At 74.0% G+C, this 25,337-nt stretch carries 18 protein-coding genes; 14 read left to right on the top strand and 4 right to left on the bottom strand.

The window, feature by feature from the left end; translation table 11 throughout:
• The 8 genes from nusA to IE182_RS29075 all read left to right on the top strand — a co-directional run bounded on the left by nusA (window position 1) and on the right by IE182_RS29075 (window position 12,671).
• Window positions 1–996 carry a transcription termination factor NusA gene (gene nusA / locus IE182_RS29110; RefSeq protein ID WP_190112970.1) on the top strand — a complete coding sequence of 332 codons (996 nt, stop codon included), beginning with the start codon at window positions 1–3 and terminating at the stop codon, window positions 994–996.
• A 210-nt stretch (window positions 997–1,206) separates the two neighbouring features.
• Entirely contained in the window at window positions 1,207–1,488 is a 282-nt protein-coding gene (locus tag IE182_RS29105; RefSeq protein ID WP_190112969.1) for a YlxR family protein, read from the top strand.
• A gap of 152 nt (window positions 1,489–1,640) precedes the next feature.
• Window positions 1,641–4,697, top strand: a complete 3,057-nt coding sequence (gene infB, locus IE182_RS29100; RefSeq protein ID WP_190112968.1) for a translation initiation factor IF-2 — start codon at window positions 1,641–1,643, stop codon at window positions 4,695–4,697.
• A gap of 207 nt (window positions 4,698–4,904) precedes the next feature.
• Window positions 4,905–5,198: a DUF503 domain-containing protein gene (locus IE182_RS29095; RefSeq protein WP_190112967.1), complete on the top strand. Its 294-nt coding sequence runs from the start codon at window positions 4,905–4,907 to the stop codon at window positions 5,196–5,198.
• A gap of 64 nt (window positions 5,199–5,262) precedes the next feature.
• Window positions 5,263–5,721, top strand: a complete 459-nt coding sequence (rbfA, locus tag IE182_RS29090) for a 30S ribosome-binding factor RbfA (RefSeq protein ID WP_190112966.1) — start codon at window positions 5,263–5,265, stop codon at window positions 5,719–5,721.
• A complete protein-coding gene (gene truB / locus IE182_RS29085; protein WP_190112965.1) occupies window positions 5,721–6,626 on the top strand; it encodes a tRNA pseudouridine(55) synthase TruB in 906 nt (301 codons plus the stop codon). The genes rbfA and truB overlap by 1 nt, the downstream gene beginning before the upstream one ends.
• A gap of 239 nt (window positions 6,627–6,865) precedes the next feature.
• On the top strand, window positions 6,866–11,653 hold the full coding sequence (locus tag IE182_RS29080; RefSeq protein ID WP_190112964.1) for a serine protease: 4,788 nt from the start codon (window positions 6,866–6,868) through the stop codon (window positions 11,651–11,653).
• 52 nt (window positions 11,654–11,705) lie between these two features.
• A complete protein-coding gene (locus tag IE182_RS29075; RefSeq protein ID WP_190112963.1) occupies window positions 11,706–12,671 on the top strand; it encodes a bifunctional riboflavin kinase/FAD synthetase in 966 nt (321 codons plus the stop codon).
• Between the two features lie 84 nt (window positions 12,672–12,755).
• Here the strand turns inward: IE182_RS29075 and IE182_RS29070 are convergent, their stop codons facing one another.
• The 3 genes from IE182_RS29070 to eccE all read right to left on the bottom strand — a co-directional run bounded on the left by IE182_RS29070 (window position 12,756) and on the right by eccE (window position 17,946).
• Window positions 12,756–15,593: an SCO5717 family growth-regulating ATPase gene (locus IE182_RS29070; RefSeq protein ID WP_229845210.1), complete on the bottom strand. Its 2,838-nt coding sequence runs from the start codon at window positions 15,591–15,593 to the stop codon at window positions 12,756–12,758.
• Between the two features lie 278 nt (window positions 15,594–15,871).
• Window positions 15,872–16,657, bottom strand: a complete 786-nt coding sequence (locus tag IE182_RS29065) for a hypothetical protein (protein ID WP_190112961.1) — start codon at window positions 16,655–16,657, stop codon at window positions 15,872–15,874.
• Window positions 16,657–17,946 carry a type VII secretion protein EccE gene (gene eccE / locus IE182_RS29060; RefSeq protein WP_190112960.1) on the bottom strand — a complete coding sequence of 430 codons (1,290 nt, stop codon included), beginning with the start codon at window positions 17,944–17,946 and terminating at the stop codon, window positions 16,657–16,659. The genes IE182_RS29065 and eccE overlap by 1 nt, the downstream gene beginning before the upstream one ends.
• Before the next feature lie 197 nt (window positions 17,947–18,143).
• Here eccE and eccB point away from each other — a divergent pair, with 197 nt between their 5' ends.
• From eccB to IE182_RS29040, 4 genes are read left to right on the top strand one after another with little or no spacing between them, the layout of a single operon-like run.
• Window positions 18,144–19,703 carry a type VII secretion protein EccB gene (gene eccB / locus IE182_RS29055; RefSeq protein ID WP_190112959.1) on the top strand — a complete coding sequence of 520 codons (1,560 nt, stop codon included), beginning with the start codon at window positions 18,144–18,146 and terminating at the stop codon, window positions 19,701–19,703.
• 12 nt (window positions 19,704–19,715) lie between these two features.
• Window positions 19,716–20,978, top strand: a complete 1,263-nt coding sequence (mycP, locus tag IE182_RS29050; RefSeq protein ID WP_229845209.1) for a type VII secretion-associated serine protease mycosin — start codon at window positions 19,716–19,718, stop codon at window positions 20,976–20,978.
• Window positions 20,979–21,006: 28 nt separating this feature from the next.
• Window positions 21,007–22,455 carry an outer membrane protein assembly factor BamB family protein gene (locus tag IE182_RS29045; protein WP_190112958.1) on the top strand — a complete coding sequence of 483 codons (1,449 nt, stop codon included), beginning with the start codon at window positions 21,007–21,009 and terminating at the stop codon, window positions 22,453–22,455.
• A 49-nt stretch (window positions 22,456–22,504) separates the two neighbouring features.
• The gene (locus tag IE182_RS29040) at window positions 22,505–23,980 is read left to right on the top strand and encodes an outer membrane protein assembly factor BamB family protein (RefSeq protein WP_190112957.1); all 1,476 of its coding nucleotides are present in this window, start codon (window positions 22,505–22,507) and stop codon (window positions 23,978–23,980) included.
• A gap of 49 nt (window positions 23,981–24,029) precedes the next feature.
• Here IE182_RS29040 and IE182_RS29035 read toward each other — a convergent pair whose 3' ends face one another.
• Window positions 24,030–24,236 (bottom strand): DUF397 domain-containing protein, encoded by a 207-nt coding sequence (locus IE182_RS29035; protein WP_079274010.1) that lies wholly within the window; start codon window positions 24,234–24,236, stop codon window positions 24,030–24,032.
• Window positions 24,237–24,596: 360 nt separating this feature from the next.
• Between IE182_RS29035 and IE182_RS29030 the strand changes: the two genes are divergently transcribed.
• The gene (locus tag IE182_RS29030) at window positions 24,597–24,932 is read left to right on the top strand and encodes a WXG100 family type VII secretion target (protein ID WP_190112956.1); all 336 of its coding nucleotides are present in this window, start codon (window positions 24,597–24,599) and stop codon (window positions 24,930–24,932) included.
• Between the two features lie 78 nt (window positions 24,933–25,010).
• Complete coding sequence (locus IE182_RS29025; RefSeq protein ID WP_190112955.1) at window positions 25,011–25,310, top strand: WXG100 family type VII secretion target; 300 nt, start codon at window positions 25,011–25,013, stop codon at window positions 25,308–25,310.
• Window positions 25,311–25,337 lie beyond the last annotated feature (27 nt).

The following is a 25,337-nucleotide window of genomic DNA, read 5'->3' as shown; positions in this document are numbered from 1 at the left end:
GTGGACATCGACATGAGCGCCCTGCGGGGTCTGGTGCGAGAGAAGGAGATCTCCTTCGACCTGCTGGTCGAGGCGATCGAGTCGGCCCTCCTCATCGCCTACCACCGCACCGAGGGAAGCCGCCGCCGGGCCCGCGTGGAGCTGGACCGGTCGACCGGGCACGTGACGGTGTGGGCCAAGGAGGACCCGCAGGACCTCACCGAGGGCGAGGAGCCGCGCGAGTTCGACGACACCCCCTCCGGCTTCGGCCGGATCGCCGCGACCACCGCGAAGCAGGTCATCCTCCAGCGTCTGCGCGACGCCGAGGACGAGATCACTTTCGGTGAGTTCGCCGGCCGCGAGGGCGACGTCGTCGCGGGCATCGTGCAGCAGGGCAAGGACCCCAAGAACGTCCTGGTCGACATCGGCAAGCTGGAAGCCATCCTGCCGGTGCAGGAGCAGGTGCCGGGCGAGGAGTACAAGCACGGCACGCGGCTGCGCACCTACGTCGTGCGCGTGGCCAAGGGTGTCCGCGGCCCGTCGGTGACGCTCTCGCGCACCCACCCCAACCTGGTGAAGAAGCTCTTCGCCATGGAGGTCCCGGAGATCGCGGACGGTTCGGTGGAGATCGCCGCCATCGCCCGTGAGGCCGGTCACCGCACCAAGATCGCGGTCCGGTCCACCCGCTCCGGCCTCAACGCCAAGGGCGCCTGCATCGGCCCGATGGGCGGCCGCGTCCGCGCGGTCATGGCCGAGCTGCACGGCGAGAAGATCGACATCGTCGACTGGTCGGACGACCCGGCGGAGCTGGTGGCGCACGCGCTGTCCCCCGCACGGGTGAGCAAGGTCGAGGTCGTGGACCTCGCCGCCCGCTCCGCCCGGGTGACCGTGCCGGACTACCAGCTCTCCCTCGCCATCGGCAAGGAAGGGCAGAACGCCCGTCTCGCCGCCCGCCTCACCGGCTGGCGGATCGACATCCGCCCGGACACCGAGCAGCAGCAGTCCGAGCGCGACTGACCCGCGGGCAGCGCACAGAAGCGACGGGGGGCGTGCGGCAAGCCGCTCCGAGCGGCTCCGATTGGTCCGTAAAACGACCATGAGGGGCCCGCATCCCCCCGGTGGGCCCGGTCCCGGGCCCCGAATCCTGGCCGATCATGGCCGAAACGTATACGTGCACGCACAGTGCCCCGAAGGGGTGAGGTCGGCACGGGGAGGTAGACTTAACCAGTGTCTGGCCGGACGCATGCCCGCGCATGCCCTGAGCGCACCTGTGTGGGGTGCCGGGAGCGAGCGGCCAAGGGCGAACTGCTGCGGACCGTGGTGATCGAGGGCGTCTGCGTCCCCGACCCCCGCGGTACGCTGCCCGGCCGGGGTGCCTCCGTGCATCCCACACTGGTCTGCCTCGATCTGGCGGTGCGCCGCCGGGCGTTCCCCAGGGCCTTCAAAAGCCCGGGTCCGCTCGACACGGCGGAGTTGCGCCAGTACGTCGAACAGATCGATCAGCAGTAGAGATCGGCCCCGCCTGCGCGGGGAGACCCATTGTCAGGTACCTCGCGAGTTGGAAGTAGGTCGAGATTGCGATGAGCACTCGATGAGTACGCGATGAGTACGCCCATGAAGTAGCGACGGTCCGGTGGACACCCGGACCTAGAAGGAGCGAAGTGGCTAAGGTCCGGGTATACGAACTCGCCAAGGAGTTCGGAGTGGAGAGCAAGGTCGTCATGGCCAAGCTCCAAGAACTTGGTGAATTCGTCCGTTCGGCGTCCTCGACCATCGAGGCGCCGGTCGTCCGCAAGTTGACTGACGCATTGCAGGGACCCGGCGGCAACGCCGGCAAGTCCGCTGCGAAGCCCGCGGCGCCGCGCAAGGCTGCGCCGAAGCCGGGTGCCCCCACTCCGGGCGCCCCCCGTCCCGCTGCCCCGGCTCCCAAGCCGGCCGCGGAGACCCCCAGCACCCCCAAGCCCGCAGGCGCCGCGCCGACCCCCGGTCCGCGCCCCGGCCCGAAGCCCGCTCCGGCGGCTCCGGCCAAGCCTGCCCCGGTCACCCCGGTGCCCGCCGCGGAGTTCTCCGCGCCGGCCCCGGCCGCCCCCTCCCAGGACCGCCCCGCGCCGCGTCCCGGCGGTGCCCCCGGTCCGCGCCCCGGCGCGCGTCCCGGCCCGGCCGGCCAGCGTGACGGCGGCCGTCCCGAGCGCGCCCCGCGCCCGGGTGGTCAGGGTGAGCGTGCCCCGCGTCCCGGTGGCGCCCGTCCGGCCGGTCCCCGTCCGGGCAACAACCCCTTCACCTCCGGTGGCTCGACGGGCATGGCCCGTCCGCAGGCGCCCCGTCCCGGTGGCGCCCCGCGTCCCGGCGGCGAGCGTCCGGGCCCCGGCCCGCGTCCGCAGGGCGGCCCCGGTGGCGCCCCGCGTCCGCAGGGTCAGGGCGGCGCCCGTCCGACCCCGGGCGGCATGCCCCGTCCGCAGGGTGCCCCCGGTGGCGCCCCGCGTCCCGGTGGCGCTCCCGCCGGTAACCGCCCGAACCCGGGCATGATGCCGCAGCGTCCGGCTGCCGGCCCGCGTCCGGGCCCCGGTGGCGGCGGTCGCGGTCCCGGCGGCGGCGCAGGCCGTCCCGGCGGCGGTGCCGGTCGTCCCGGCTTCGCCGGTCGTCCGGCCGGTCCCGGCGGCGGCGGTCGTCCCGGTGGCGGCGGCGGCTTCGCCGGTCGTCCCGGTGGCGGTGCCCCCGGTGGCGGCGGCGGCTTCGGCGGCGGTCGTCCGGGCTTCGGCGGTCGTCCCGGCGGCCCGGGTGCCCGTGGCGGCACGCAGGGTGCCTTCGGCCGTCCCGGCGGTCCGGCCCGTCGTGGCCGCAAGTCGAAGCGGCAGAGGCGCCAGGAGTACGAGGCCATGCAGGCCCCGTCCGTCGGCGGCGTGATGCTGCCCCGCGGCGGCGGCGAGACCATTCGCCTGTCGCGCGGTGCCTCCCTCACCGACTTCGCGGAGAAGATCGGCGCCAACCCGGCGTCGCTCGTCGCCGTGATGATGAACCTCGGCGAGATGGTCACGGCCACGCAGTCCGTCTCGGACGAGACGCTGCAGCTCCTCGGCGGCGAGATGAACTACACCGTTCAGATCGTGAGCCCCGAGGAGGAGGACCGCGAGCTGCTCGAGTCGTTCGACATCGAGTTCGGTGAGAACGAGGGCGGCGAGGAGATGCTCGTCGCGCGTCCGCCGGTCGTGACCGTCATGGGTCACGTCGACCACGGTAAGACGCGACTGCTGGACGCGATCCGCAAGACCAACGTGGTCGCGGGCGAGGCCGGTGGCATCACCCAGCACATCGGTGCCTACCAGGTCTCCACCGACGTCAACGACGAAGAGCGCAAGATCACCTTCATCGACACCCCGGGTCACGAGGCGTTCACCGCCATGCGTGCCCGTGGTGCGAAGTCGACCGACATCGCGATCCTCGTGGTGGCGGCCAACGACGGTGTCATGCCGCAGACGATCGAGGCCCTGAACCACGCCAAGGCGGCCGACGTGCCGATCGTGGTCGCGGTCAACAAGATCGACGTCGAGGGTGCCGACCCGACCAAGGTGCGCGGTCAGCTCACCGAGTTCGGTCTGGTGGCCGAGGAGTACGGCGGCGACACGATGTTCGTCGACATCTCCGCCAAGCAGGGTCTGAACATCGACAAGCTGCTCGAAGCCGTCGTCCTCACCGCCGACGCCGCCCTCGACCTGCGCGCCAACGCGGAGCAGGACGCGCAGGGTATTGCGATCGAGGCCCACCTCGACCGCGGTCGCGGTGCCGTGGCCACCGTGCTCGTCCAGCGCGGTACCCTCCGCGTCGGTGACACGATGGTCGCCGGTGACGCCTACGGCCGTGTCCGCGCGATGCTCGACGACAAGGGCCAGAACGTGGAAGAGGCGGGTCCGTCGACCCCGGTCCTCGTCCTCGGTCTGACCAACGTCCCGGGCGCCGGCGACAACTTCCTCGTCGTCGACGAGGACCGCACGGCCCGCCAGATCGCCGAGAAGCGCGCTGCGCGCGAGCGCAACGCCGCCTTCGCCAAGCGCACCCGCCGGGTGTCCCTCGAGGACCTCGACAAGGTGCTCAAGGCCGGTCTGGTCCAGGACCTCAACATCATCATCAAGGGTGACGCGTCCGGTTCGGTCGAGGCTCTCGAGTCCTCGCTGCTCCAGCTCGACGTCGGCGAAGAGGTGGAGATCCGGATCCTGCACCGCGGTGTGGGTGCGGTCACCGAGTCCGACATCAACCTGGCGACCGGCTCCGACGCGATCGTCATCGGCTTCAACGTCCGCGCCGAGGGCCGTGCCACGCAGATGGCCGAGCGCGAGGGCGTCGACGTCCGGTACTACTCGGTCATCTACCAGGCGATCGAGGAGATCGAGGCGGCCCTCAAGGGCATGCTGAAGCCGGAGTACGAAGAGGTCGAGCTCGGTACGGCGGAGATCCGCGAGGTCTTCCGCTCGTCCAAGCTGGGCAACATCGCGGGTGTCCTCATCCGCTCCGGCGAGGTCAAGCGCAACACCAAGGCGCGCCTCATCCGCGACGGCAAGGTCGTGGCCGAGGACCTCACCATCGTCGGTCTGCGTCGCTTCAAGGACGACGTCACCGAGATCCGCGAAGGCTTCGAGGGCGGTATCAACCTCGGAAACTTCAACGACATCAAGATCGACGACGTCATCGCGACGTACGAGATGCGCGAGAAGCCGCGCGGCTGATGTGAAGCCCGCGCGTAGCGCGGTCCACCCGGTGTGGTGGTCGGGCGACGGGCGGGCACAGCTCGGCTGGGGCCGGTCGGCGGGAAGATATTCCGTCGATCGGCCCCGGCCGTTGCGTGTACGGTTCGAAGAGCGGTACACCACATTCCTCCAGCTACCGCTGGGGGGACCCCATCACGCCTCCCGGGTGGGCTTCACCCGCACCACATGTATGCAGGGACTCTGTCCTTCGACCTCCTCCTCGGCGACGTACGGTCGCTGAAGGAGAAGCGCTCCGTCGTCCGCCCGATCGTCGCCGAGCTGCACCGCAAGTACGCGGTGAGCGTGGCGGAGGTCGGCGACCAGGACCTCTACCGCCGGGCCACGATCGGCGTGGCGGCGGTCTCCGGGGACGCGGGGCACCTCACAGACCTGTTGGACCGTTGCGAGCGCCTGGTCGCCGCACGTCCTGAAGTGGAGCTGCTGTCGGTACGGCGGCGGTTCCACGGAGACGACGACTAACGCCGTCGACTGGGCGCGCCAGCGCCGAGAGCACAATGATGGAAGACGAGAAGGAGACGGACCAGTGGCCGACAACGCGCGTGCGAAGAGGCTGGCGGACCTCATCCGCGAGGTCATCGCACAGAAGCTGCAGCGCGGAATCAAGGACCCGCGGCTCGGCTCTCACGTGACCATCACGGACACCCGGGTCACCGGCGACCTGCGGGAGGCCACGGTCTTCTACACGGTCTACGGCGACGACGAGGACCGGGCCAGCGCCGCTGCCGGGCTGGAGAGCGCCAAGGGCATCCTGCGCTCCGAGGTCGGCCGTGCCGCGGGCACCAAGTTCACGCCGACGCTGACGTTCGTGGCGGACGCCCTGCCGGAGAACGCCCGGACCATCGAGGACCTCCTCGACCGGGCGCGGGCCTCGGACGCCCAGGTGCGCCAGGCGTCCTCCAACGCGACGTACGCCGGCGAAGCCGACCCGTACCGCAAGCCGGGCGAGGACGACGAGGCGGACGACAAGGGCGCCGGCGCCTGATGAAGCACAAGGCACCGACCACCCCGGACGGGCTGGTCATCGTCGACAAGCCGGCCGGTTTCACCTCGCACGACGTCGTCGCCAAGATGCGCGGCATCGCCCGCACCCGGCGCGTCGGCCACGCGGGGACGCTCGACCCGATGGCGACCGGCGTGCTCGTCCTCGGCGTCGAGCGGGCCACCAAGCTCCTCGGTCACCTCGCGCTGACCGAGAAGGAGTACGTGGCCACGATCCGGCTCGGCCAGAACACGGTGACCGACGACGCGGAGGGCGAGGTCACCTCGTCCACGGACGCCTCCGGGGTGACCCGCGAGGCGATCGACGCGGGGGTGGCCAAGCTGACGGGCGCCATCATGCAGGTGCCCTCCAAGGTCAGCGCGATCAAGATCAACGGCGTGCGCTCCTACAAGCGGGCGCGCGAGGGCGAGGACTTCGAGATCCCCGCCCGGCCGGTGACGGTCTCCTCCTTCACCGTGCACGCCGTGCTGCCCGCCGAGACGGCGGACGGCACGCCGGTGCAGGACCTGCTGGTCTCCGTCGTCTGCTCGTCGGGCACCTACGTCCGTGCCCTCGCCCGCGACCTGGGCGCGGACACGGGAGTCGGCGGCCACCTCACGGCGCTGCGGCGCACCCGCGTCGGCCCGTACGGGATCGGCGACGCGCGCACGCTTGAGGCGCTCCAGGAGGAGCTGACCGTGATGCCCGTCGCCCAGGCGGCCGAGGCCGCCTTCCAGCGCTGGGACGTGAACGAGGAGCAGGCCCGCCTGCTCGGCAACGGTGTGCGCATCAAGGTGCCGCCGTTCGACACCACGGGCCCGATCGCCGTCTTCGGCCCCGACGGCGGCTTCCTCGTGCTGATCGAGAACCAGGGCGGCAGGGCCAAGAGCCTGGCCGTCTTCGGCTAGCACGCCGCCTTCGCCCCCACGGCACACCGTGGGGCGGGGACCGCGCCCGAACGCGTTCCCCGCCCCACGATCCCCCTCCCACCTGTCTCTATCCATCCGAGACGGATGATTCACCCCAACGGGCAGGCGCTCGGAGTGAACCAGGGGGGTGGAAGGGGGCGCGTTCAGGGTGGGACCTGGCTTCGCCGATCATCCGCTGCCTACCGTCGTGTGGACGAGCACGGCGGGAGGTTCGACGGATGAACGGGCGGCGGGCCGACGCGGAAGAGTCGCTGGTGCGTATCCGCGACCTCGCCGGGCGCGCGCGGGGCACGGGATTCCTCGCCGACGACCGCGGCACCCTGATCACCAGCCATGAGGCGGTCGACGGCCTCGCACGCCTCGTGCTGCACGCACCCGGCGAGCTGACCTGCATCGTCGGCGCGGAGAACGTGACGCCCCTGCCCGAGTGCGACCTGGCGCTCGTGCGGACCGAGGGCCTGTGCGTCCCCCCGCTGCCGGTGGCCGCCGCCGTGCGCTTCGAGGGCGGCCAGGAGGTCCGGCTGCGCGCCGGCCGCTGGCACAACGCCCGGATCGTCGGCGACGTCCCGGTCACCTACACCGCCACCGACCGCTTCCACCTCCTCGGCGCCGCCCTGGAGCTCTCCCTGTCCGAGCGCGCCGGGCTGCGGCTGGGGGAGGAGGCCACGGGCGGCCCGGTCTTCGACGCCCGCACGGGGGCGGTGGTCGCCGTCCTCGGTACCGCGCTCCAGGCCGACCGCCGGGCCGCGGGCTTCGCGATCCCCCTGCGCGCCGTCGCCGCGACCGCGCCGGACGGGCCGCTGGCCGAGCTCCTCGACCGCAACTCCGCCACGGTCCCCGCCTTCGGCCCCGACCTCAACCTCGCGGGCGCCCTGCAGCTGACGGCGACGGCCCTGGGCTCGGTCGTCACCCCGCGCGTGTGGCGCGACCCCGTCGAGCGGCCCGAGGTCGAGTGCGAGTTCGCCCGCTTCCTGGACGTGGAGCCGGACGGGCCCGGTGGCGGGCGGCACGTCCTCGGGCTCGTCGGCGACCCGGGCACCGGTCGCACCACCGAGCTGGGCGCCCTGGCCGGGCGCCGGGCGCGCGGCGCCGAGCCCGCCCCCACGCTGTGGCTGCGCGGCGCGGACCTGCAGGTGGGCGACGAGAGCGTCCGGGACGCGATCGCCCGGTCCCTGGCGGCCGCCGGGCGCATCGTGGCGGCCTCGGCGGGCCCCGGGGGCACCGTCGGCGCCACCGCGGCCGCCACCCCCGAGGGGGTGGCCGAGCTGGCCCGCCGCATGGGGCGCCCGCTGCTCGTCCTGCTGGACGGCCCCGAGGAGATGCCGCCCGTCCTGGCCCACGCCCTGCCCGAGTGGACGGCCGCGACCACCCGGTGGCTGCGGAGCACGGCCTCCCGCCTGATCGTCGCCTGCCGCCCCGAGCACTGGGAGAGCGCCGGCGCGCTCTTCCCCCCGGAGGTCCTCCACCTCCCCGGCGGCCCCGGCGGCCCGCCGTCGGCGCCGGGGCCGCGCGCCCTGCCGCCCTGCACCCGGCTCCCCGCCCTGACCCCCGGCCAGGCCGCGGAGGTCCGTGCCTCCTACGGCATCCCCCCGGACGCCATCGATCCCGCCGACGCCGGCCACCCGCTGGCCCTCCGGCTCCTCGCCGAGGTGCGGGCCGCGCTCCCCGACGGCACCGTGGGCGCCGGCGGCACCGGCGAGGCGGCCCCCGGCCGGTGGGACGTCTTCGCCGCCTACCTCGACCTGGTCTGCCTGCGCATCGCCGTGCGCCTGGCCGCCTCCCGCAGGCCGCCGCTGCGCGGCGCGGCCGTGCGGCGGCTCGCCGCGCGCGTGGCGGGGCAGGTGCACGAGGCCGCCCGGCGCTGCCTCGGCCCCGGCCAGGGGGAGCTGGAGCGGGAGGCGTTCGAGGAGCTGTTCCCCTGGCGCACGGGCTGGGCCTCCGCCGTGCTGACCGAGGGCCTGCTCGTCCCCGCCGGCTCCGGCTACCGCTTCGCCCACGAGGAGTTCGCCGACTGGCTGCAGGGCACCCACCTCGACCTGGACGCCGCGCTGCACGCCCTCGTCCACCGCTGGTACGAACCGGAGGGCCCGCCCGCCGAGGCCGCCGTCCGCCTGCCGTCCCGCGCGGGTGGCGGGCCCATGCCCGCTCCCGGGGGCCATGTGCCGCCCCCGCCTGGCTCCGGCGGCGCGGCCCGCTCGGGCGCCCGCCGCCGCAAGCGCGGCGCGGCGGCGCAGGAGCCGCCCCGGCCGCTGCCCGTGCCCCGGCACCGCATCGGGCCCGTCCTGCAGGCGCTGCTCCTGCTCGCACGCCGCGCGGGCCCGATCGAGCTCTCCCGGCGCCTGAGTGCGCTGGTCCATGCCGTCGAGACGCTCGCGCTGCGCGCGGAGGCCGCCGGGACGAACGAGGCCAAGGACGGGGGGAAGGCCAAGGGGGCCGCGAAGGCCGAGGGGGCCACGGCGGGGGACGGCGGCCGCTGTGCCGGCGACCCGTCCTGGTGGGCCGCCCACCTGCTCGGCGAGGCCCTGCTGCGGGTGCCCGACGCCACGCCCTACCTCGGCGTGCTGCGGCTGCTGGCCGAGCGCGTCACCGCCCGTTCGGTGGCCGCGGGCGGCTTCGACAGCGCCGACTCCCGCACGCTGGGCGGCCTCGCCGAGTTCGGCCCCTGGTTCTGGCTCCGCCTGCCGCTGGGCCTGGCCGACCGGCTGGAGCTGCTGCGGATCCTCATCCCCGCGGACAGCCCCCCGCCCGGCGCGGCCCAGGAGGCCGCCACCGCCGCCCTGGAAGCGGGCCCGGCGTCGGGGGAGGACGAGGCCCCCGTGGATGCTTCCGTGCCGGCCGGTACGGGCGAGGTGACCGAGGCGCACGCTGCGACTCCTCCCGAGGAGGGTGCGGACGCCCGGGTCCCGGGGCGACCCGAAACCGGTGGGCACCGCGTGCCCGGGCAGGGGCACGCGCGCAGTGCCGACGCCCGCCAGGGGGCGCCCGGGCAGCCGTGGTCCGCCCGCGGCCGCCGCAGGGGAACGGGCGCCGCGGGGCAGCCGGAGCACCCCACCGACGCGGTGCCGGGGCCCGCCACAAGCCACGGGGGCGTGCCGGGCCAGACGCGGGGAAGCGGGGGCGTGCGGGACGCGGCGACGAGCGACCCGGCGGAGTGGGACGGGGCGGACGAGGGCGCCGGTGGCCGCGGGGCCGTGCCCGGTCGGACCCGGGCAAGCGGTGAGGCGGAGGACGGCCCGGCGGAGGGTGCGGGGCACGGCACCGTGCCGGGGCAGGCGACCGGGAGCGACGGAGCGGTCGGCGGCGCCGAGGGAGCCGTGCCCGGTCGGACCCGGGGGAGCGACGCGGCAGGGGGCCCGGCGGAGGGTGCGGGGCAGGCGGCCGGGAGCGGGGGCGTGTGGGACGGGGGCCGCGGGCCGGTGCCCGGGCGGACGCGCGGGAGCGGAGGCGTACGGGACGGGGCGGACGCGGCCGTTGCCGGCCAGGCGTACGGCGGTGATGGCGTACGGGCCGGCTCCGTGAGCGACACCGCCCGGGACGACGCGGGGCCCGGCCGCGAGCGCCGCGGACAGGGCGACGCCGCGGGTGCACGGGTGCCGGGGCCCGCCCGTGGGGGCAGCCGGCCGGCCGGAGCCGAGGACGGGCCGCAGAGGCAGGTCCACCCCGCCGACCGGTTCCTGACCGCCACCTCGGCCCTCCTCATCGAGCACACGTGTGACGCCCAGCCCCTCCTGTGCCGCTGGTTCACGGACGAGCGGGCCCTGCAGACCATGAACCTCGGCGGCCACGTGCGGCCCACCGTCGCCACCGTCGCCCAGGCCCTGCTGCACACCCACCGCCGCCGGGCCATCGACGACCTCGCCGAGGCGCTCGTGGAGGCCGGCCATCCGCGCGCCGACGAGCTGCTGACGGCCCTCGCCGAGGACGAGCCCTCCGCACTCTGCCGGGCCGTGGACCGCTGGGCCCACGACGACCGCGTCGAGCGCCATGTGGCGGCCGCCGCGTACGGGCTGCGGACGGCGCCCCACGTCACCACGGACGCCGACCGCGAACTGCTGCGCTTCTCGGCCCTCGCCCTGCTCGCCCGCCCCGCCGAGGGCGCCCTGCACGGCACCGCCCTGGCCCTCCTCGTGCGCGACGTCACCACCCGGGCCAAGCACCTGCCCCAGGCCGTCGCCCGCTTCGCCGCGGGCGACCCCCACCTGCCGCCCGACGTCCTCGCCCCCGCCCTGACCAGCCACCCCGACCTCGTGCTCGGCGCCTTCCAGGCCCGGCTGTACGAGCCCGGCGAGCGGCCCGCCGAGGTCCTGCGCACGCTCGCCGAGGTGTCCTCCCCGGCCACCCTCGCCCGCCGCATCGCCACGCTCGTGCGGGAGCACGTCGAGCACCGCCCGGAGGGCGCACAGAACGCGTCGGCCTTCATCGACCGGCGCCTGGAGGACGGCCCACCCGCCCGGGCCGTGGTCTTCCCCCTCGTCGTGGACCTGGTGCGCACCTGCCCCCCGCACGTCCGGCGCGCGCTCGCGCCCGTCCTCGCCGGTCCCGGCACGCCGCTGTCCCGCCCGCTGCGCCAGGAGTTGCTGGAGGTGCTGATGGAACGGGAGGAGTACGGGCCGTACGAGCGGGACGTCACCGTCCTCGACGCACTGCTGCGGGCCGTGGCCGCCGGGGCCGCCGACCGCTCCGAGGCCCGCACGCGCGACCTGGTCCACCGCACCGGTCTGCTGATGGCCCGTACGCCCGAGGGGGCCGCCTGCTTCGACCGACGGCTGACGCAGCTCGCCCGCGAGGTCCCGTTCTTCGGCGCCCAGGTCCGCGGCTGGCTGAAGTCGGCCCCGGCGCAGTGGGCCGTGGTGGTGGGCCCGAGCGCGCGCATCCGGCTCACCGCGGGGCGGGAGAAGGGCGGCGGCGGGAGCGGGGACGACGCGTCGGACGCCTCCGACCCCGCGGGTGTGACCGTCGGCTCACCGGCCGATGCGGAGCGCCGCCAACCGGCATGGCACTCTTAGACCTGCGTCATCAGACAGACAAAGGTTCGGGTTCGGGCGAGGAGCGGGCACAGTGCAGCGCTGGCGTGGCTTGGAGGACATCCCCCAGGACTGGGGGCGCAGCGTCGTCACCATCGGCTCGTACGACGGCGTGCACCGCGGGCATCAGCTGATCATCGGCCGTACGGTGGACCGGGCCCGTGAGCTCGGCGTCCCCGCGGTCGTCGTGACGTTCGACCCGCATCCCCGTGAGGTGATCCGGCCCGGCAGCCACCCGCCGCTGCTCGCGCCGCACCACCGGCGTGCGGAGCTGATGGCCGAGCTGGGCGTGGACGCGGTGCTCGTCCTGCCGTTCACGGCGGAGTTCTCGCAGCTGTCGGCCGCCGACTTCGTGGTGAAGGTCCTGGTCGACAAGCTGCACGCCAAGCTGGTCGTGGAGGGCCCCAACTTCCGCTTCGGCCACCGCGCGGCCGGCACCGTGGAGTACCTCAAGGAGCTCGGCGGCACGTACGACTACGCGGTCGAGACCATCGACCTGCAGGTGACGGGCGAGGCGGGCGGCGGGTTGCCGTTCTCCTCGACCCTGACCCGGCGCCTGGTCGCCGAGGGCGACATGGCGGGTGCCATGGAGATCCTCGGCCGCCCGCACCGCGTCGAGGGCGTCGTCGTGCGCGGCGCGCAGCGCGGCCGGGAGCTGGGCTTTCCGACCGCCAACGTGGAGACCCTGCCGCATACGGCGATCCCGGCGGACGGCGTCTACGCGGGCTGGCTGACCGTCGGCGGCGAGGCGATGCCGGCGGCCATCTCGGTCGGCACGAACGTGCAGTTCGACGCGACCGAGCGGACCGTCGAGGCGTACGCCATCGACCGCGTCGGCCTGGAGCTGTACGGCCTGCACGCGGCCGTGGACTTCCTGGCGTACCTGCGCGGCATGGAGAAGTTCGAGTCCATCGAGGCGTTGCTGGCCTGCATGGCGGACGATGTGAAGCGGGCCCGCGAGATGGTGGCCGCGCACGAGGCGGCCGTGGTCGCCGGCTGACGGTCCGCGGCCGACGTCCGACACGGGACACGACGAAGGGCCCCGGGCGCGAGGAGCGCGCCCGGGGCCCTTCCGTCATGCCCGTTACTGCTGGGGCGGCATGGCCCAGCCGTCCTGCGGGGGGTACGGGCCCGGCTGGGCCTGCGGCTGGGCGGCGCCGTAGGGGTTGTACGCGGCCTCGGGCGCGGGAGCGGGCGCGTAGCCGCCCGGCACCGGGGGCGCCTGGTGGGGCGCCGCGTACAGGCCCTGCTGCTGCTGGGCCCGCACGAAGTCCTCGGCCACCATGGCGGACAGGTGGAAGTACGCCTCGCGGGTCTTCGGCCGCATCATGTCGAGGTCGACCTCCGCGCCCGTCGACAGGTGCTCGTCGAACGGCACGACGACGACGCCGCGGCAGCGGGTCTCGAAGTGCGACACGATGTCCTCGACCTTGATCATCTTGCCGGTCTCCCGGACGCCCGAGATGACCGTGATGCTGCGCGAGACCAGTTCGCCGTAGCCGTGCGCGGCGAGCCAGTCCAGCGTGGTGCTGGCGCTGCTCGCGCCGTCCACGGACGGCGTGGAGATGATGATCAGCTGGTCGGCGAGGTCGAGCACCCCGCGCATCGCGCTGTAGAGGAGGCCGGTACCGGAGTCGGTGAGGATGATCGGGTACTGCTTGCCCAGCACGTCTATGGCGCGCCGGTAGTCCTCGTCGTTGAAGGTGGTGGAGACCGCCGGGTCCACGTCGTTGGCGATGATCTCCAGTCCGGAGGGCGCCTGCGAGGTGTAACGGCGGATGTCCATGTAGCTGTTGAGGTGCGGGATCGCCTGGACGAGGTCGCGGATCGTCGCCCCGGTCTCGCGGCGGACCCGGCGGCCGAGCGTGCCGGCGTCCGGGTTGGCGTCGATCGCGAGGATCTTGTCCTGGCGCTCGGTGGCGAGCGTCGCCCCCAGGGCCGTGGTGGTCGTCGTCTTGCCGACGCCGCCCTTGAGGCTGATGACCGCGATGCGGTAGCAGGAGAGGACGGGCGTGCGGATGAGCTCCAGCTTGCGCTGCCGCTCGGCCTCCTCCTTCTTGCCGCCGAACTTGAACCGGTTCGCCGGGCTCTGTTTCTTCGGCTTGGGCTTGCCCTTGAGCAGCCGCTCCGAGGACAGCTCTACCGCGGCCGTGAAGCCGAGGGGCGCGCCGTGCACGGACCGCTGCCGCTGCTCGGGCGTCACGCTCGGCCACCCGCCGGCGCGGGGGTCGACGGGCGCGCCGGCCGCGCCCGGCTGGGGCGCGTAGGGGTAGGCGCCGGGATCCGCGGCGCCCTCGGGGCCCGTGGCGGGCGGCAGGGCACCCGGGTGCGCCTGCGGGGCGTACGCCCCCGCCGCGGGCGCCGCGGCGGGCGGCAGCGCGCCCGGCTGGGGTGCGGCGGTGCCGGGGTAGCCGTGCGGGCCGGGCACGCCCGGCGCCGGGTGGCCGACGGGCGTCTCGGGCGCCGGTGCCGGGGTGGTGGCACCCGGCTGCGGGTAGCCGTAGCCCCCCTGCGGCGCGGGCGGGGCCGGCGCGACACCGGGGTGGGCGTGACCGGCCTGGGCGGCGGCCGTGTGCGGGGCGTCGGGTGTGGGCGCGATGGGGTAGCCGTAACCGCCCTGGGGGGCGGGTGCGTTCGCTGCCGCAGCGCCTTCCGGTGCGGGGTGGCCGGGGTAGCCATAGCCGGGCTGCGCCTGCGGGGCCGGAGCCGGGGCTGCGGGTGCGCCGGTGGCGTCGGGGAGCGGGTAGCCGTAGCCGTCCTGGGGCGCCGGGGCGGCCGTGGGCGCGGCGGGGTAGCCGTATCCGCCCTGCGGCGCGGGCGGGACCGGCTGGCCGTAACCGTTCTGCGGTGCGGGTGCGTTCGGCGCGGGCACGGCAGGCGCACCGAACGGCGCGGGGGCGGCCGGGTAGCCGTAACCGCCCTGAACGGCATCCGCGGCGGGCGGGGCGGCGGGCGCGGGGGCGCTCACGGCCTCCGGGCCCGCGTACCCGGCGCCGTCCTGCGCCGCGGCGGACGCCTCCGGCACGGCGGCGACCGCGGGAGCGTCGCTCTCCGCCGCCGGGGCGGCCGGGGGCTGCTCCGCGCCCAAGGGCGCGGCCGTCACCTGCGGGAGCACCGCGTCGTCGCCCGTCCGGGCGGTGTCCGACGCCCCGGCCGGCGCGTCGGCCGCCTCCGGGGCCGGCGCGGGGGCGGGGACGGCACCGGACTCGGCGCCGGCCACGGGGGCCGTGACCGGGGATCCGTGAGCGCCGCCGGACGCGGTGGCGCCGAACGGTGCGTCAGCGACGGGGGAAGACACCTGGCCGTCCTGCGACGCCGGCGGCCAGGCGGCGGGCGGCGGGCCGGGCGGGGTCGCGGGCGGGAAGTTCGGGGGCAGCGGCGGCAGCGGGACCTGAGGCGCAGCCGGAGGCGTCCACGCCTGAGCAGGCTCGACGGACGGGGCGGCCGCAACGGACTCGACCGGCGCAACGGACTCGACGGGCGCCGCGGACTCGACGGGCGTCACCGTCTCCACCGGCGTCACTGCCTCAATGGGCGTCACGGGCTCGACGGGCGCCACCGCCTCAGCCGGCGTCATCGGCTCAACGGGCGTCACGGGTGCGGCCGGTACGGCCGGCGCGTCCGGAGCGGCGGCGTTGCTCTCGCTCTGCGGCGTCGCGGCCGGGCCCTCCCCGGCGGTGCCGCCCACGAAGGATGCGGCGGCGGACAGCGGCTCGCCCGTGGGCGGCGGGGGAGTCACCGGAGCCGCCGCCCCGGCGGCCGAGGACGTGCCCTGCGTGTACCAGGCGGGCGGCGTGTAATCGATCGTGAATTCACCCGTGTGTTCGGGTTCGTTCTCGTGTTCCGGCGTGTGCGCGGCCTCGGACCGGTCCTCGCCGGCTGTCTTCCCGGCCGCGCGGATCTCGTCCCGATCGCTGCTCACAATGCCTCCTGCTGGTGTGGTCCGGCGCCCGTGGACACCTCTGGCGGGGCCGACCGTTCCTGACGCCCCGATGTGCCCGGGTTCCCCCTCTGACACGTGTTCTGTCACGTGACAGGACTGGCTTCGGGTTCTCCAGTGCGTACGTTCATACAGACTAATCGTCATCCGCAACGCTGCGGCAGGCCCGCCCCGCCCCACCCCTCACCCCCGGTGGGACAAGGCTTCCCCGGAGGGCTCCGGCGACACCGCGTGTGCGCCCGGCCGCTGCCGAGGGGGCGTCACTCCATGCGCCGGGCCGGGCCCAGGAGCCCCGCCTCCGGCTCGGTGGGCTGCGTGGTCACGTACGTGTGCGCCGAACGGGTGCACCACAGCGTGACCCCGTCCGGGAGCGAGGAGAGCGCCTCGACGTCGTCGGGCGCGAGGTTCATGGACCGGCCGACCTGTTGCGCCTCGTCCGGCGCGACGCGCTGGACGCCGACGAGGTCCGCCCCGTCCAGCAACCGCGGAGTCGTGGGCCCGGGATAGGGCAGAAGAGTGAGTACGGACTGCCAGGGCGCCGAGCCGGCCCGGCCGCGCGGGGGCCGCGCCCCGCAGTCGCGGACGACGAGCACCGGGCTGTGGACGGACGGCCCCTGCGGCGGCACCCGGCCGACGTCGTGCAGCGTGATGGACTGCTGGCCGGTGTTGGCCGACTGCGCGAGCCCCGTCCACAGCTGCCGCCGCCCGGTCTCGACCGCGACCCGGGCGCCCGTGCCGACCGCGCGCAGCGCGATGACCTGTGCCGTCCAGGCGCTGCCGATGAGGACGGCGTCGAACGCCGTGGGCCGGGCCAGCCCGAGCACCGCCGGCGCGCCGTGCCGGTCGGAGCCGATGACGACCCCGTCGTCGCCGACGGGCAGGGACAGCGCCTCGAACTCCTCGGGCGACAGCTCGTGCCGGCCCCGGCGCGGGCCGATCAGCCCGAACCCGAAGCGCGGCCGCCGCACCCCGGCCGGCGGTGGTGCGGGTGTGCCCCCTGCCGGAGACCCGGAGGCGGGCGCGGGCGCAAAGGCGGACGTACTCATCAGCGGGTTCCTCCCAGGGGCAGTGTGGCGAGGACGCCGGGCACCTGTTCGTGGTCCAGCCGCACCAGCCCGGCCTTCACCGCCCGCGCGGCCCGCTCCAACTCGCGGCGGACCATGGCCAGTTCGTCCGCACTGCGCCCGCATATGCGCACATGTCCGGTCAGGGTCGAGGCCGGCCGGCCGGTCGCCGTCCCGCTGCGGCCGAGCGTCAGGCTCAGCGTCGTCGACAGCGCCGGCAAGGACGTCAGCAGCGCGGCCAGCTGCGGCAGTGCGGCGCCGCCCGCGCCGAGGCGGGGCCAGCGGCCCACCCAGTACGTGGTGTGCCAGCGGTCGTCGCACCGCCAGGCGCGCGGGCTCTCGACGGTCCGTCGCGCCGGCGTTCCCGTACGGCTCGCCTGGGCCGTGGCGGCGGGGTTGACGTCGGCGGCCACCGACAGCGCGGCCGTCAGCCCGTCCTCGGACAGCAGCGTCGCCGCGAACCCGGCGCCCCGCAGCCGGCTCGCCAGCTGCTCGGCGGCCCGCAGCACGCAGCGCCGCGCACCCTCGGCGCCCCCGCCGCGCGCCTCCACGGCCGCCGGGCACAGTTCGGGATCGAACTTGAGCGCCACCCACGTCTGCCGGACGGCGGGCGAACCGGTGAGCGCCTGCAGCGGGGTGTAGTTCCGCGCGGCCAGCGCCTGGCCGGGCAGGTGCGGAGCGGGGGCCGGCAGGGTGCTCTGCACCACCTGCACCGACTCCAGCCGGACGCCGTCGACGTCCATGGCGTCCCGCAACAGCCCGAGCGGCAGCGCCTTCTCCACGCGGTCCGCGCGCAACGGTCTGTCCACGGCGTCCACGCGCAGCACGGCCGTCAGGAACGTGCCGTCGCCGACCAGGCCCACCGAGCGCCGCTCGCGGTCGGCGAAGGACTCGCAGCGCAGCGCCGGTTCGCACTCCACGAGCGGCGCGAGGCGCGGGTCGGTGCCCGCGGCCACCGGCCCGGACGCGGCCGCCCTGCGCAGCCGCCGCCGCAGCCCCGCGGCAGCGGTCAGCCACTCGGTGACCGGGCGGGAGCCGCGGCGCACCACGGCCGGCAGCAGGAGCAGCACGCCCAGCACCACGGCCGGCACGAGCAGCAGCCCGCCCGCGACCCAGCCGACGAGCACCACGGCCGCCGCCACCTCGGCCAGCACCACCTGGTGCAACCGCACCGGCCCCAGCGTGCCCCGGCCCGGCGCCCAGCGGGGAACGACCGTACCCGCACCGGCCCGCGGGCCGTTCGTAGCCCGTACGCGCGTCGCGGCAGACATGACCGTCAAGCCCCCTCATTCAACCCGGAATGCATGCACGGAAATCGGCCGCCGCCCCGGCCGGTACCGTCCCCCGGCGACAGGTGCCGATCACCTACGGGCATAGTAGAGGCTCGGTCCGACACCGGGCCCGATAGGGCGGCGCCGGGCGGCCGAGACGAAGCCGCAGCGAAATACCGGGGGAGAAACGGCTCGACATGGCATCACGGCGGGATGAACTCAACGCCTACACGTTCGCGAAGAAACGGACAGTTGCCGCCTTTCTGCAGCCCTCGCCCAGTGGCTCGGAGGAGGGTGCGCCGCGGCCGCTGCGCACGGTCCTGCCCGGCCTCGTCGTCGGCGCCCTGCTCGTGGCGGGGTTCGGCGCGTGGGGCGTGTTCAAGCCCGTGGCCCCCAAGGGCTGGGACGACGTCGCCGGGCACGTCATCGTCGGCAGCGACTCCACCACCCGCTACGTGGTGCTGAAGACGGACGGCAGGAAGCAGCTGCACCCGGTTCTCAACCTCGCCTCCGCCCGGCTCCTCCTCGCCCCCGGCAAAGGCCAAGTGATCAAGGTCCGGGAATCCGAGCTCGACAACGGGCATATTCCGCGCGGCCCCACGATCGGCATTCCCTATGCGCCGGACCGAATGCCCTCCGCCGCACAAGCGGGCAAAGAGAAGCAATGGGCGGTCTGCCAACAACCGGGCGGCAACGGTAAAACCACGCAAAAAGCGGTCTTCCTTTTCTCCGCAAACGACCCGAAGGCCCGGCAACTCACCGGCCCGCACCGCCTGCGCGGCGGCCAGGCCCTCTACGTCCAGGGCCCCGACGACGCTCGCTACCTCGTCGACCCCAAGGGCACCCGCTACCTCCTCGGCGGACCCGACTGGAGGAGCAAGGACGCAGCCGACCACAACCTGCTGCTGCGCGCACTCTTCCACGACGGCGCCCAGCCGCAGCGCGTGACCAAGGAATGGCTGGCCACCCTCGACGAGGGCGCGCCCATCACCTTCCCCGACCTCCCGGGCAGCGTCGGCGCCCCCGCCGGCGTCCCCACGCTCCACGGCGGCGCGGGCCGCGTCGGAATGATCCTGCAGGCACCCACCGGCACCACCACCCAGCACTACGTCGTGCTGCCCGGAAAGGTCGCCCGCGTCTCGGAGTTCGTCGCCAAGCTCCTCCTCAGCAGCCGCACCCTCGCCTCCCTCGGCCAGGCCGGCACGCCCCAGCGGGTGAGCGCCGCCGACTTCACCCCCGACGCCGAGGAGTTCTACGGGGGCCGGCACTGGCCCGCGCAGGTGCCGCGCCAGGCCAACTCCGGCGACCCGGCGGCCGGCGCCGACGCCAACGACACCGTGTGCAGCCTCTTCGCGGGGCTCGGCTCCGACGGCAGGCCCGACCTGGGCGTCTGGGCCGGCAAGGACTACCCGGCGACCATCCCCGACGGCGCCACCAGCGCCTACGTCACCCCCGGCTCCGGGCTGCTCTACCGTCAGGTCACCGGCCGCCAGACGCAGAGCGGCGCGGTCTACCTCGTCACCGACACCGGGCTGCGCTACGCGGTGCAGTCCAACAACGACAGCGCCACGGTCACGTCGAAGATCGGCGAGGAGACCTCGCAGGACGCGTCGGCGACGGCCGGGGCGGACCAGGCCCGCGCCCGGCTCGGCTACCAGGGCGTGCGCCCCGTCGCCGTCCCCGCCAACTGGTCCCAGTTCCTGCCGACCGGGCCCCGCCTGGACGCCAACAGCGCCAAACAGCCGCAGGGTTCGTAGGGGGACGTCCGGATGCGAACGACCGCCATGCTGACCGCCGCCCTGCTCGCCACGCTCACCGGAGCCGGCACCGGCGCCGCCGCCGCGAGCGACGGCGCGGCCGGCAACGGCACCACCGACGCCCCCTCCACCGCCCACCCGGCGCTGGACGGCAGCGGCGAGTGCACCTACCCCGCCAAACCCATCAAGGGCACCCCCTGGTCGCTCCAGCGCGTCCTCCTCGACCAGCTCTGGCAGGACACCAAGGGCAGGGACAGCCAGGGCCGCCCCGTGCGCGTCGCCGTCATCGACACCGGCGTGGACGTGACGAACCCACAGCTCAAGGACGCCGTCGACGTCAAGGCCGGCACCGACCTGCTCTCCGGCCCCCAGGACGCCGGCAAGGGTCCCACGACCGACCCGGTCGGCCACGGGACGAAGGTCGCCGGCATCATCGCCGCCCGCCCCTCCGCCGGCAGCGGGTTCGTCGGCATCGCCCCGGAGTCGGTCGTCATCCCCATCCGGCAGAACAACGAGAAGGGCGACGGCACCTCCCGGACCCTCGCCGTCGGCATCAAACAGGCCGTCGACGCCGGCGCCCGCGTCATCAACATCTCCCAGGACACCACGACCCCGCTGCGCCCCGACTCCGACCTCGAACGGGCCGTCGAGGACGCCCTCGCCCGGGACGTCGTCGTGGTCGCCTCGGCGGGCAACGACGGCGCCGACGGCAAGTCGAAGGCCACCTACCCGGCCGCCTACCGCGGCGTCCTCGCCGTCGGCGCGTCCGACCGCAACAACGAGCGCGCCCCCTTCTCCCAGTCCGGCGACTTCGTCGGCGTCGCCGCGCCGGGCGTCGACATGGTCTCCACCGTCCCCGGCGGCGGCCAGTGCGTCGACAACGGCACCAGCTTCGCCGCCCCCTACGTCGCCGGGGTCGCCGCCCTCATCCGGGCCAAGCACCCCGACTGGAAGCAGCACCAGGTCGTCGCCCAGATCGAGCAGACCGCCGAGCGCCCCGCCAGCGGCCGCGACCGGCACATCGGCTGGGGCGTCATCGACCCGGCCCGCGCGCTCACCGAGGACGACCACCCCCCGGGCCGCGTCACCACCCCCCAGGGCCCGGCACACGCCGTCGCCGCCCCCCGCCCCGCGGACTTCCCCCTGGGGGAGACGCCGCAGGAGCGACAGGTGCGCCTGGCCACCTACACCCTGGGCGGCACGGCCGTCCTGGTCGCCGTGATCGCGGGTTCGGCCGTGGTCGTGCGCGACCGTAACCGACGCCGCCTGCCCTGAGGGCGGACGGCACCGCACGAAGGAACCCATGACTGAGCCCATACCCCCCCACGGCCAGCAGCGCCCGCCCCAGGTCTGGGGCACGCGCTTCGACCAGCGGAAGACGGCCCCGCCCGGCTTCGGCCCGGCGCCCCAGGTGTTCGGCCCGCCCCCGGACGCACCCGCAGGGGGCGGCCCCGCCGCGCCCGGGCCCCGCCGGCGCCGCAAGGCCCTGGCCATCGGGCTGGGGCTGCTCCTGGTGGCCGGCGTGGGAACCGGCGGCTGGCTGCTGTGGGGGCGCGGGAACGATCCTGCGCCGAAGCCGAAGAAGAACACCGTCCAGGCCGTCGACGCCAAGCTCGACTGGATGGCGCCGGTGCCGGACGCGGACAAGGACAAGGCCGACCGCATCGCCAGGCCGTGGTTCGCCAAGGACGTCATCGTGCTGCCCACGAGGACGGCGGTGACGGCCTACGACTCCGCAACCGGCAAACCCCGCTGGACCCTGCCCGTCCCCGGCACCGCCTGCACCAGCTCCCCGCGGTCGGACCAGGGCGTCGCGGTCGTCGTCTACGGCAAGGCCGAATTCGAGTGCAACCTGGTCATGGCCGTCGACCTCGAACACGGCCGTGCCCTGTGGAACAAGGAACTGACCGACTCCAAGGGGCGCAAGGACAGCCACGGCGGAGCCAACATCTCCTTCTCCGAAGGCGCCGTGACCCTCACCGAGGTGCTGGAGCCGCGCGTCTACGAGACCCGCACCGGAGAGCGCCGCAAGTCCTTCGACTTCGGGTGCGCGGAGCAGGGCACGGTCGTGGACCGCTCCGCGCAGCTGACGATCGCCCAGTGCCAGATCTTCGACCGCTACTTCGTCATGAACGTGGACCCGAAGACGGGCGTGGAGAAGTGGACCTGGAAGGTCCTGGACGGGCTCAAGGTGCAGAACATCCTGTCCGTCAACCCCCCGGTCCTCACGGTGGCCCGCGAGCACGACACCGGCGCGTCGGACATGGTGGTCCTCGACGACAAGGGCCGCCTCAAGCAGCTCATCTCCGTCTCGTCCGGACCGTACGACCTCGACGACTGCAAGCCGAGGCAGTACGACTCGTGCCGCAGGGCCGTGGTCGACGGGAACACGCTGTTCCTGCCGACGCGCCACGACAAGGGCCCCGGCAACGCCGTCGCCGCCATCGACCTGAACACGGGCAAGCCGCGCTGGACCTCCGAGTTCGGCGCCGACCGGACGCACCGGCCCGTCGCCATGCAGGACGGACGCCTGCTGGTCTACCAGGAGGCCACGCGGGAGGAGAGCGGGAAGCTGCTCTCGGTCGACCCGGCGAACGGGAACCCGCAGGTCCTGATGAAGCTGCCGCAGGAGTCCGCGGAACGCGAGTTCAATCTGGCCCGCTACGGAGACGTCTACTTCCGTGACGGCCGCCTCTACCTGGTCACCAACTACGGCATGACCGATCCCTCGCTGATGATGGTCTTCCACTGACCCGGCCCCCACCCACGAAGCCCCGCACCGAGAACCAGGAGTCCCGTCAGTGTCACAACCGCCTCAGTACGGCTATCCGCCCCAGCCGCCGTCGGGGCCTCCGGGCCCGTTGCCGCCCGCCGCACAGCCGCCCGTGCGCCCCGTCCCCCTGTCGCCCTTCTCCGCGAGCGCGAGCGCGGGCGGCGGCGGTACGGGACGGCCCGCGTGGCGCAAGCCGACGCTCATCGGCCTGGTGATCGTGCTGCTGCTCGCGGCCGGCGGCTGGGCACTGTGGTCGTTCACGGGTGACGACCCGTCCGGGCCGAAGAAGCCGGGCGACGCCGCGAAGCGTTCCGCCGCCGGGTCCGTCGTCTGGATGGCCGACTCCCGCACCAAGCCGGACGAGAAGGGCCTGAAGGAGGCGATGGGCACCTGGTTCACCGACTCCCTCGTGGTCAAGGCGGAGCCGGACATGGTGACGGCCTACGACATCGGGACCGGCAAGAAGAAGTGGTCCTTCCTCCTCACCAAGGAGCTCTGCGCGGCCTCCCGGGAGTCGGCGGGGAACATCGCCGTCGTCTCCGTCCGGTTCGGTGACGTCTGCACGCACCTGATGGCCTTCGACCTGCGCGACGGACACCGCACCTGGGAGGAGCTGCTCGTCGACGAGAAGGAGGCCGGCGATTCCCTCAACCCCGCCAAGTGGGGCAAGGCGCCCCCGGAGATCGCCCTGTACGACGGCCACGTCTACATGACCTGGGCCCAGGGCGAGCAGACCCGCCGCCTTTCGGACGGCAAGGTCGTCGCCGAGGCCAAGCGCGACAAGTGCGACAGGGTCGGCAGCGCGGGCGGCGCCCGGCTGATAGCCCTCACCTACTGCGACGGCGCCCGTGACGTGAAGGTGCGCTCGCTGGACCCGGCCAAGCTGGACAAGCCCAAGTGGGAGCAGAAGCTCTCGCTCAACGACGGCTTCTTCTCCATCATCTCCACCGACCCGCTGGTCCTCTCGCAGCACCCTTCCAAGAGCGGGCCCAACGGCTACGACTTCGTCGTGCTGGACCCGGACAGCGGCAAGGAGAAGACCCGTGTCACCTTCCAGAGCCGCTGGCAGGTGGGAACCTGCCAGCTCCGGATGTCCGGCTGCACCGGAGTGATGACGGACAAGGACACCCTCTACGTGGCGGGCAAGGGCGTGACCATGGCCTACGACCTGGCCACCGGCAAGGAACGCTGGGCCTTCAAGGCCGACGAGAACCGCTACACCATGCCGCTGTCCGTGAAGAACGGCCAGATCGCCCTCTACACCGTCGCCACCCCCGACCGTCGTGGCCGGATGACCTATGCCGACCAGGCGACGGGCAAGACCATCCGGACGGTGGAGCACTCGGACGTCGAACGCGACCGCAAGAACGAGGCGATGATGAACAGGATCGAGGGCTTCCCCCGCCTGGTGAACGACCGCCTCCTGCTCATCAACGACGGCGGCTTCGAGGACGACCAGGCAGGAATGATCTTCGCGATCAGCGCCCCGGCGAAGAAGGACTGAGCCGCGCGTGGGGCGTGCGCACCGCACGCCCCACGCCGGACCGTTCCCTTCAGGCTTCCTCGACCTCGATGTCGAACTCGCCGTCCCGTACGCCCAGCACGAACGCGTCCCACTCGCTCTTGGTGTACCGCAGGACCGTGTCCGGGTCGGCGGACGAGCGCATCCCCACGGCCCCGCCCTCCAGATACGCGATCTCCACGCGTTCCGCCGAGGTGTCACCCGGGGCGCTGTGCCACTCCGCCCCCGAGATGTCCATGGCGTAGAGCGCTTCCTTCTCTTCTTCAGTGGCCACTGGGCAGGGCTCCTCTTCCGATCATCCGACGGTACGGGTGCGAGACACCGGAGCCGACGCTAGCAACCGACACCTGGGCGGCGGCGGGAGTTCGGCCACCTGCCCACCGATCGACTCCCTTTCCGTAGGACAGGAAGACGTTCGCTCCATGACCGCATCACCGTCGCCCTCGCCGACCGGCCGTAGGCGGAATCCGGTCGGCCCGTCAAGTCGCGGGGCCTGATGTGCGGTTGGGACACGGGCGGGGAGTGACTACAGTGACACGTGCGCCGCTCCGTGTGAGCGGCCGTTCGATTTGCACCAACTCATGGGGGAAGGTAGAGCATGGCTGACATTCAGAAAGTCGATGACGCTCATTTCCGGGCATTCAAGAATGCCATCGAGGAATCCAGCGCGGCTTTCTCGGCCAACCTGCGCACCTTGGTGAACGCCATCGACAACGTCGCGGGCCGGTGGGAGGGCGAGGCCGCCGCCGCCTTCAAGCAGGCGCAGCGCGAGCTGAACATGGACCACGACGCCGTGCGGAAGCTGATCGACGAGTTCAGCCGGGCGGTGGCCGAGACGCACAAGAACAGCAAGGCCAACGACGCGGACATCGCCGCCAGCATGAAGCGGGCCCACGCGTCGGCCGGGTCGGCCAGCGCCATCAGCGGCCTCTGAGCCGACGGGCCGAGCGCCCGGACCGCCGGGCATGCCGCCCGGCGACCATTGACGTCAGCACCACGGGGAGTGGGGAACATGGCAGGACACGGCGAACTCGTCGTCCACTACAGCTCGCTGCAGGCGACCGCGAGTGACATCAAGGGTGCGGCGGCGGTGATCCAGCGCGAGATCGAGGCGATGAAGTCCGCCGTCGGCAAGGTCGCGGAGGGCTGGCACGGCGAGGCGCACACCGCGATGACGCAGGCGCAGGACCAGCTCCAGAAGCGGGCCGACCACATCAAGCAGATCCTGGAGAAGGTCGCCCAGGACATCGTCACGGGCGGCGACCACTACCAGGCGACCGACCGCAAGTCGGCGGGGCTCTTCGGCCACTGAGGCCACCGACCGCATGTGCAGGGGGCG

Origin of the sequence: Streptomyces cinnamoneus (genome assembly GCF_014650495.1) — a bacterium.
Lineage (GTDB): Bacteria > Actinomycetota > Actinomycetes > Streptomycetales > Streptomycetaceae > Streptomyces > Streptomyces cinnamoneus.
The sequence above is the reverse complement of the archived record's forward strand: the minus strand, read 5'-3'. Positions and strand labels throughout refer to the sequence as shown.

Coding starts and splice junctions, on each gene's coding strand:
- IE182_RS29030 (WP_190112956.1), top strand. CDS start 24,597: ATGGCTGACATTCAGAAAGTCGATGACGCTCATTTCCGGGCATTCAAG.
- eccE (WP_190112960.1), bottom strand. CDS start 17,946: ATGTCTGCCGCGACGCGCGTACGGGCTACGAACGGCCCGCGGGCCGGT.
- IE182_RS29095 (WP_190112967.1), top strand. CDS start 4,905: ATGTATGCAGGGACTCTGTCCTTCGACCTCCTCCTCGGCGACGTACGG.
- truB (WP_190112965.1), top strand. CDS start 5,721: ATGAAGCACAAGGCACCGACCACCCCGGACGGGCTGGTCATCGTCGAC.
- IE182_RS29035 (WP_079274010.1), bottom strand. CDS start 24,236: ATGGACATCTCGGGGGCGGAGTGGCACAGCGCCCCGGGTGACACCTCG.
- IE182_RS29045 (WP_190112958.1), top strand. CDS start 21,007: ATGACTGAGCCCATACCCCCCCACGGCCAGCAGCGCCCGCCCCAGGTC.
- IE182_RS29025 (WP_190112955.1), top strand. CDS start 25,011: ATGGCAGGACACGGCGAACTCGTCGTCCACTACAGCTCGCTGCAGGCG.
- mycP (WP_229845209.1), top strand. CDS start 19,716: ATGCGAACGACCGCCATGCTGACCGCCGCCCTGCTCGCCACGCTCACC.
- eccB (WP_190112959.1), top strand. CDS start 18,144: ATGGCATCACGGCGGGATGAACTCAACGCCTACACGTTCGCGAAGAAA.
- IE182_RS29080 (WP_190112964.1), top strand. CDS start 6,866: ATGAACGGGCGGCGGGCCGACGCGGAAGAGTCGCTGGTGCGTATCCGC.
- IE182_RS29065 (WP_190112961.1), bottom strand. CDS start 16,657: ATGAGTACGTCCGCCTTTGCGCCCGCGCCCGCCTCCGGGTCTCCGGCA.